The 1,362-nt window shown below is 59.0% G+C and carries 1 tRNA gene and 1 pseudogene; both read left to right on the forward strand.

The window, feature by feature from the left end:
* The first annotated feature begins 45 nt into the window (after window positions 1-45).
* Window positions 46-122: transfer RNA gene (locus tag X726_RS137265), tRNA-Met, on the forward strand.
* A 670-nt stretch (window positions 123-792) separates the two neighbouring features.
* Window positions 793-1,103 (forward strand): annotated as a pseudogene (locus tag X726_RS1000000172175) (type II toxin-antitoxin system RelE/ParE family toxin).
* Window positions 1,104-1,362: the final 259 nt, after the last annotated feature.

Below are 1,362 nucleotides of genomic sequence, written 5' to 3' on the forward strand. Positions count from 1 at the left end.
TGCCCTGGAGAGTCCGGAGCAAGCAAGAGCTTGCCCTGGAGGTGACGCGGGGTGGAGCAGCCCGGTAGCTCGTCAGGCTCATAACCTGAAGGTCACAGGTTCAAATCCTGTCCCCGCAACCAACATCAAAAACAGCCCGCTTCACGCGGGCTTTTTGCGTTCGGACCGTGATCGATGGCGATTTTAACCTGCACCAGGGGTCGGAAGCAGGCGAAGCCGACCGTGGGACAGAAAAGACAAATCATGACCCCCAACCGCCCGCAGCTCGCAGGCCTTTTGTATTCGGCACCTTTGCCCACGCGAAGCCGGTTGGCTCCCGGCTCTGTCAGCGCGGCAACCGCCACGCGCCGGCGCGATGGTGACCGGACGCTTTGGATCCTGCAAAACCAGGCGACGAACCATTCTCTCGCCACCAGATCTTGGAAAACGAACCGTGATCGTGCGCTTCCAATCATTGCTATTATTGCTACCGGGCTTGATCGGCGCCATAATCTTCCAGGAGGTTGCCGTGCCCGACTACGCTCTGAACGAACCACTATGAGAGCTTCATCAGGAAGCAGCTCGAATCAGGCCGCTACAACAATGCCTGAGATGTTCGCGCCGGCCTACGTATGCTCGAGGATTTCGAGGCGGAGCGGGAAAGATGGTTGCGCGAGGAGGTTCCGGCGCGCCTGACCGAGCTCCGGCAGGATCCGGCTAAACTAAGGGCATCCCTGTCGAGACAGTTTTTTCGCGGCTCGAGGCGCGTCATCACGCGAAGCAGGCGAAAGCCAAATAGGCATAAAGTAGCCAATGGAGTACCGCATTGTCTTCCACCCCAAGGCGGAAACTGAACTCGACCAGCTCTATGACGACATAGCCGACCCGTGCGTCGCCGGCGATCGCTTGGAATTTCGTTGTCGGCATCCGCGACCATTGCCTGAGCGTGTCGACTTTTCCACAGTGCGGCACAGAGCGGGTCGAGATCATGCCTGGTCCGCGGATCATCGGCTGGCGACGTGCCGTCAGCATTGCTTTCGCAGTCGATGCCGAACGGGTCTGGTCCTGGGTATTTTTTCGCCGGCCGCAACATCACGGCGGAATTGCTGGAAGGCCGGCTCTGAAGCGCTGCTTAGGCTGGCGTGGGGATCGACACTCGCCAGGAGGCGATTCTCAGGCCGATGGCACGCACCTGCCGCCGCCTAGAGGTGGGAGCTTGGTAGAAGAGTGATCCTCAGCGGAACACCACTCACAATTTCAGCCAAGCCAGCTCACGAATTTCCGCCCCGTGGATATCTCCACGAGAAATCGAAAAAACATCGTCGATGACTGTTGACAGTTCTGGTTGGTGGCGACTATATACGCCTCACGAACGAGGGCGGT

Source organism: Mesorhizobium sp. LSJC285A00 (genome assembly GCF_000503155.1).
Lineage (GTDB): Bacteria > Pseudomonadota > Alphaproteobacteria > Rhizobiales > Rhizobiaceae > Mesorhizobium.